The sequence below is a fragment of the Paenisporosarcina sp. P4_D4 genome (assembly GCF_056401835.1).
This window is the reverse complement of the sequence record NZ_JBFUIO010000110.1, coordinates 1-6,435: the sequence shown is the minus strand read 5'-3', so window position 1 is coordinate 6,435 and position 6,435 is coordinate 1. Positions and strand designations below refer to the sequence as shown.

At 33.5% G+C, this 6,435-nt stretch carries 6 protein-coding genes; 5 read left to right on the top strand and 1 reads right to left on the bottom strand.

All coding sequences use genetic code 11. The annotated features are described in order from the left end of the window. Positions 1 to 233: 233 nt before the first annotated feature. The 3 genes from AC1DSL_RS15030 (at position 234) to AC1DSL_RS15020 (ending at position 3,452) form a co-directional block, all read left to right on the top strand. The gene (locus AC1DSL_RS15030; RefSeq protein WP_477532794.1) at positions 234 to 977 is read left to right on the top strand and encodes an ABC transporter ATP-binding protein; all 744 of its coding nucleotides are present in this window, start codon (positions 234 to 236) and stop codon (positions 975 to 977) included. Positions 978 to 2,356: 1,379 nt separating this feature from the next. Next, the gene (locus tag AC1DSL_RS15025) at positions 2,357 to 2,671 is read left to right on the top strand and encodes a hypothetical protein (RefSeq protein ID WP_477532793.1); all 315 of its coding nucleotides are present in this window, start codon (positions 2,357 to 2,359) and stop codon (positions 2,669 to 2,671) included. A 520-nt stretch (positions 2,672 to 3,191) separates the two neighbouring features. After that, positions 3,192 to 3,452 carry a hypothetical protein gene (locus tag AC1DSL_RS15020; protein WP_477532792.1) on the top strand — a complete coding sequence of 87 codons (261 nt, stop codon included), beginning with the start codon at positions 3,192 to 3,194 and terminating at the stop codon, positions 3,450 to 3,452. A gap of 341 nt (positions 3,453 to 3,793) precedes the next feature. Here AC1DSL_RS15020 and AC1DSL_RS15015 read toward each other — a convergent pair whose 3' ends face one another. Next, on the bottom strand, positions 3,794 to 4,648 hold the full coding sequence (locus tag AC1DSL_RS15015; RefSeq protein ID WP_477532791.1) for a dimethylarginine dimethylaminohydrolase family protein: 855 nt from the start codon (positions 4,646 to 4,648) through the stop codon (positions 3,794 to 3,796). A 177-nt stretch (positions 4,649 to 4,825) separates the two neighbouring features. Between AC1DSL_RS15015 and AC1DSL_RS15010 the strand changes: the two genes are divergently transcribed. Together AC1DSL_RS15010 and AC1DSL_RS15005 are read left to right on the top strand one after the other, a co-directional pair. Continuing rightward, positions 4,826 to 5,572: a YqcI/YcgG family protein gene (locus AC1DSL_RS15010; RefSeq protein WP_477532790.1), complete on the top strand. Its 747-nt coding sequence runs from the start codon at positions 4,826 to 4,828 to the stop codon at positions 5,570 to 5,572. A 263-nt stretch (positions 5,573 to 5,835) separates the two neighbouring features. After that, positions 5,836 to 6,435: YecA family protein (locus AC1DSL_RS15005; protein ID WP_477532789.1), on the top strand; the 600-nt coding region annotated here is incomplete at its 3' end.

Genomic DNA, 6,435 nt, shown 5'->3' with positions numbered 1-6,435 from the left:
CAAAACGAGTAGCCATCAAAAATTTTTCCTATTTGTCATTTTACATTTCTCAGTTAAATAAACAAAAAGCATTTTTTAAAGTTTTATATAATAAATTTTAAATATTCTGAAATAAATATAATAATTACATTGACTAATTTTTCCTTTATGTTACATTAAAAATACCATTTTTTAACTTAAAACTGACTAATTACCAATAAATGGATTTCAATATACCTACGGGGAGGTAAACAATGCTATCTATTCAAAAAATTCACCATTCTTATGATAAAGAACAGCCAATTTTTAATGATATCAATTTGGAAATTAAGAGAGGAGAATTTGTAGCAATTGCTGGACCCAATGGATCAGGAAAAACCACTTTAATTAAATTGGTATGCAATTTACTGAAGCTACAAAAGGGTTCCATCACTTTCAATGGAACATCTCATACTTCTTTGTCTGTACAGAGTAAAATTGTCTATTTACCTAGTGACGATTATATTCCCGAATTTTTAACAGGTCGAGAGTATATTATGTTGATGTCCAAGTTATATAAAAAGAAAATAGACGAACAAAATTTACAAGTAATTTCATCTCACTTAAGCATGAATAAGAAACTTTCGGAGATGGTGGAATCCTATTCCCATGGAATGAAAAAAAAGCTTCAATTAATAAATGCTCTTTTGTTAAATCCGCCATTAATGATTATAGATGAAACCTTAAATGGCATTGATGTTGAGGCGAAAGAAATTATAAAAATTTTACTCAATGAGTATACGAAAAATGGTGGGACCATTATAATTTGTTCACATGATTTAGAGTTGATGCAGGAGATAAGTAATAGGGTGATTCTTTTATATAAAGGGGAAGTATATCTGGACGATCTCGTAAGCAATCTTACACGATCACTCTCAGATTCATTTAAAGAGTTGATGAATTTAGAGGAGGTGAAAAATGAGATCCGCACAAGTTTTCAATTTAGTACATCTGATTAGCTTATATTTCACCAGAAAGGTTTTTAACATCGGTCCACTAAAAAGCAAAGCATTTAGAGTTATCTTTCTATTAGTCCTAGTAATGATGCTCGGTATTTTCACTTTTATGCTTTATTCATTCTTTAATCTAATTGGGAATGAAAACCTTGAAGTTCCACTTATCTTAAGAGTTTATAGTATGACAATCATGTTTTGGTCTTTAATTATTTTCATGTTTGTCAAAATACTTTTTATGAAGTCCAACAGTTTTCTTAAGATGACAACCACTCTTCCCGTAACGATGAATGAAAGAAATAGCGCACTTTTAATTTTTGAAACAGTGATATCTATTATTTTAATCTCATTGTTGTCAAGTGCTGTTGTCCTTTCATTAATCCTTACATATGGAACTCAATTCATTTTGTTATTAATTAGCACAGTCTTCTTCTCTAGTATTATTACGTATTTAATCTTACAACTTATTAATAAAGTCATCGTCTTTATTCTCAATTTTTTCAACCTGAATCCTTTAAAAGACATCGTGACAATCTTTATTTTTAGCCTAGTGTTCTTCTTTTTATACCAAGATGCTAATTCTGTGGCAGAGTCAGTTGTATATGCATATCTCGACGAAAAGGATGTTGGATTTAATATTTTAATATCATGGTCGATCTTCTTTGAACGATTCGACTTTTGGATTATTTTGGTCACTTTTATTATATCGTTTTTACTTTTGAGTTTCTTGAATATCAAAATACCTGATAAAGCGTACATGTCTATGCTAAATTATTTGAAAATTGAATTATTTAAACGATTTAATAACCTATTGGTCTCCTATGTGTATAGTATTCTCAGGAAGAAAGATACCTTTAATTACATAKGTGTTTCGTATATCATCTTCCTCTATTTATTTATGGATAATAAAAGTGAATACTCATTATATGCACTTCTACCTTTGGCGTTTAATGGAATTTATCATTACGTAAATACCAATTCTATTAGAAAATTATGGTGGAAAACGAATTATACGGTTTGGAAAGACTACGTATTCCTTATTAGTAGTCAGATTTTATATATACTGTTCATTTCATTACCATTGGTGATAATTGTATTAATTTTTAATACAAGCCTAACAACAAACTTTATGGCTTTAGCATCTGTAACTGTTGCTGTTTTTTTATTCACACTGGTGGGTATCCTTTTTCCACCATACGATGATAATCCATTCTCTGTCATTATCAGTTTCGTAATTATTTTCACGATAATAATTGTTTTGGCGATAGGGATAGCAATTCTTCAATTGTCTACTACCCAAAATTTTATATTTGTCGGTTTTATCTTTTTTGTAATTATATATTTCAGTATATTTGGCTTAAAAAAAATAAGGGAGGAAATATAAAATGAAAAAAGTCTTTATAGGATTCAATGCATTTTTGGGGGCCTTTGTTACAACTTTAGTAATTCTAGTTCTTTCATTTCTTTACATGTTGTTCAGTGAGGGAGGCAAATTAGGAAAGAGAACAGTTTACTTTGACACTCTTTTCTTCGATTCAGCCGATAAGGCTGATGGTTCCGTTTCTTTACACTTTGGAGTTGAAAATTATCTTCCAGCAATCATTACAGTGATTATACTTACTATATTTTATATGATTGTTTTCTTCACTTATAAACTTTTACGACAAAAACAAATCCAACTTAAAAATAGCCATAATTAGGCCATGAAACAAGTCACAAAAACAGTAGAAGACATAAATCTTATGAATTTTTCATGGTTATTCCTTAAAATCAATAAACCACTGGTGATAATGATCATGGTAAGCATCTTATTACCAATGCCACTGTTTTTGAAACTAGAAGTTGCTTTTTTAACAGTCCAACAATTCACCTTGATTAGTTCGTTGCTTATTTCATTCATGCTGCATGAATACTTTCATATCTTATCATTTAAGATTTTGAAAAAAAAAGGTGCTGTGCGAATTGAGAGTACATTTTTGCGAATTTCGATTATCCCTCTTTTTCACCTAAGTAACTATCAGATAGTGATGATGGCTATGATGGGACCATTGATTTGTTTCACTATAGGGTTGATTCTTTTCATGACAGCTAGTTCTCAGTTAATGATGTATGTCTCTTATATTTTTCTTCTACACATAATCTTTCTCTTGCCTCCCTTTGGAGACGGGATGATGATTATTAAAGCATATCTCAGTTCTCAATTGAAAGGAGGTGAATAAATTGACATTGTCCATAAATAACAGTTTAATCGGTATTTTGGTTTTTCTACAAACCATGAAGGTGAAAGCTATTAACTCTTTTCAAAAGCAAATGGTTAAAAGTGATGCTTGGTTTTTAATCTTTGCAGCAGTATTATTAGGTTTGGCATTTACTATTTTTGCAGGTCTAATGATTTGGTGTGTTGTGTATCAAGGCAAAAAATTCACAGGCAACTGGAAATGGTCCCAGTGGGGAGTCAGCGTTTGGGCTGAATGTGCATAAGAATTCTTTAGCCTGAGCCCTAGAGAAGTAGTTACAAAAATCATGTATTTATGATCACTTCATTCCATAATCCTAGGGTGAATGATTAACGGTGTATTGGATTTGAAAGATTGATTAGTAATTTATATTCTTCTGCTGGCACAGAAGATATTAAATGACACTATAGAACTCATACTGTTTAACCGTTTCAATGATAACCACCATATAAACATGTGATAAATGAAAGTGTTTCTTTAGGGTATTATATTGTATTAAACAAAAAGAATCCATTTTGAAGCAAGACTGATCAAAATGGATTCTTTTTATTGTGATTTAGTATGAAATTTTATAAAACTGCCACTTTATCCTCGTGCAATTGGCATAGTACAACATCTGAAAGATCCCCCAGATTTGATGATTTCTGAAAAGTCCACTTCAATCACTTTATAGCCTTGACTCCGCATTTTGTTGTTTACTTGGGCATTGATAGGCAAACTGAAAACTCTTTTATGTCCAATGGATAACACATTCGTACCCATCGTAAATTGTTCTTCCTTACTTACTTCAATTAAGTGATAGCGGTTTGTTAAAAATGATACAGTTTCCGCGTCTAGTGCTTGTGGGAATATTAATGCATCGGTGGGGGAAAGTATATTGAATACACAATCCAAGTGTAAATATTTAGGGTCAAATGGAATCGCAACTATTTCATAATTCGGCAAATCGGAGCGAAGCTGTTCAATTGCTGAATTACATGTACGATGACTAAGCCCTATATAGATTGTCCTATCGTCAATAATGACATCTCCACCTTCAATATGGTTTTGAGATAATTTTTGGAAAGGTACATGATGTGTGTTTAACCACTTCTCTAGAACGGTTTCTTCTCCTTGTCGGATACTACTTGCCATTTCAGATACAAAGGTCTGATTGCCAAGAGTAAATCCGATATCCCGAGTAAAAACTTGTTCAGGATAAGAGGCATTAGCGGGCAGTGTAATGACGTCGACGCCTTCTGCACGCATTTTAGCAACAAAATCATGATGTTGAATCAAAGCACGTTCAATATTGATGTTTTCATCTTTATATTTTTTTTGAACATCGTTGATTATTTCATCAATCGACATAAATTGGGGTTCACAAACAATAACTTTTCGCAAAGTGTCATATTCACTTTGGCAACTCGTTTGAATAGAATCGGTACTTTCAATGCTCATCTTTCAACCTCCATGAAATTGTAATTGTTTCTTCTGTTATTCCCGTAACGGAAATAAATTAACATAAAAAGAAAGAAAAAATTTTTCAATGTTTAAATGAGATTGTTTCAAATCAAAGGAACAGGGTATTTGATTAATAAAATATGACATACATGCTATTTGGTGGAGGGAATTTGGATGATAAGAAAGGAACAGGCTTTATTGACAAAAGAGGATTTTTCTACACGATCGGATTTACCAAAATGGTTACTCGATGAATATCAAACTTTTCATAATACAGTTACGGATAAAACTTTTCCCTGTTATTTCGGGATGAGTGGAGAGTTAAAAGGCGAATTGCGTTATGGCTATATCACACAGGACGATTGGTCAAATCTACCCAAAACGGTGGAAGGTTTTTTGGACTTGTTTAAAAACCCTAAACATAAGCGTCATGGCTTATTTGTTTTTATTGAACCATTTGAAGTCGAAGGCAAATTAGAGCAATACCGCAAACAATTTTGGGACATTCTTCAGTATTTACACGAAGTCGACCCAGTGGAATGGCCTGAAGATGCACCACGGGATCCAGCCCACCATTTATGGGATTTCCGTTTTCATGGGGAACCTATTTTTGTTTTTGGTAATGCTCCAGCTTACAAACAAAGAAAAACACGACATTTAGGTAACTCCATGGTGCTCGGTTTCCAGCCACGAAAAATATTCCAAGGGTTAGAAGGTACTGAAAAAGGGGGCATCATGTCCCGCGAAAAAGTACGCGAACGAGTAGAGGCATGGGACCAACTGCCAACGCATCCGGATATCAGCCATTTCGGTGATCCAGAGCATAATGAATGGAAACAATTCTTTATCGGAGACGACATTGAACCCATTAAAGGGAAATGTCCATTTAATCATAAAGCAATGAAAACCGTTGAAAGTTAATTTAGTCATGCCTTTTGTTATTAGGTCAAGATTTGTAGAACTGAGGAAACCGCGAATAGACAGAAAAATCATCACAAGGGTGTCCAACTCTCGTTGTATGACCCTTTTGTTTACAGCTAATCCCTATCAGCGTGCATATCCTAACGCTTAATTTACCCATTTTCCCGCTATTCCGTAAGTCCCACATCCTTCGTACCCTGTATTCATGCTGGATTGCATGTTACACTAGGGCGTAAACTTTATTAATCGAAGGACGTGTTTTAATGGTAGGACGTAATGATCCGTGTCCATGTGGAAGCGGGAAAAAATTTAAAAAATGTTGTGAACGCAATCAGGAGCCATCAATTGAAGCTGTTCGTTCGGAAGAGTTGGATAGAATGCTCCAATCATTTTATGATGAGTATCCCGAACGCAAGGATTTTCCAGCATTGCTAAGTGTAATTAAGGAATGGAAATCGAAGCTAGAGAAGTATTTGCTTGAAGAAATGATAGAAGCTATTGCAATCGATGAATTCTTCTTCCATCATAAACCAGAAATCTGGTTGAAATATGTTGAAAAGCAACAAAAGAAAGCGGTGCGACCATCTGTTATCAATGTTCTGGAGCATTGGAAAACGCCTTCCGTACTTTTGGGAGAAGTCGTAGAAGTAGCACAAGAGTTTATGAAAGTAAAAAATATCCTTACGAATGAAACACTTTATTTAAAACGTGAAAGTGAAAAGCCTGTTCCTGTTGGCGTGCATGTTTTCTGCTTCATGCTGCCGGATATCAGTTTAAAAGACAATCACTTCTTGGCAGTTTCAAGCTTAATATTCCTCCCAACTGACCATCGGGATGTTATCAATACCTACGCACAATCAAAT

Excerpts from the sequence above, each read along its gene's own strand:
- AC1DSL_RS15025 (WP_477532793.1), top strand. The coding sequence starts at position 2,357 with ATGAAAAAAGTCTTTATAGGATTCAATGCATTTTTGGGGGCCTTTGTT.
- AC1DSL_RS15010 (WP_477532790.1), top strand. The coding sequence starts at position 4,826 with ATGATAAGAAAGGAACAGGCTTTATTGACAAAAGAGGATTTTTCTACA.
- AC1DSL_RS15015 (WP_477532791.1), bottom strand. The coding sequence starts at position 4,648 with ATGAGCATTGAAAGTACCGATTCTATTCAAACGAGTTGCCAAAGTGAA.
- AC1DSL_RS15030 (WP_477532794.1), top strand. The coding sequence starts at position 234 with ATGCTATCTATTCAAAAAATTCACCATTCTTATGATAAAGAACAGCCA.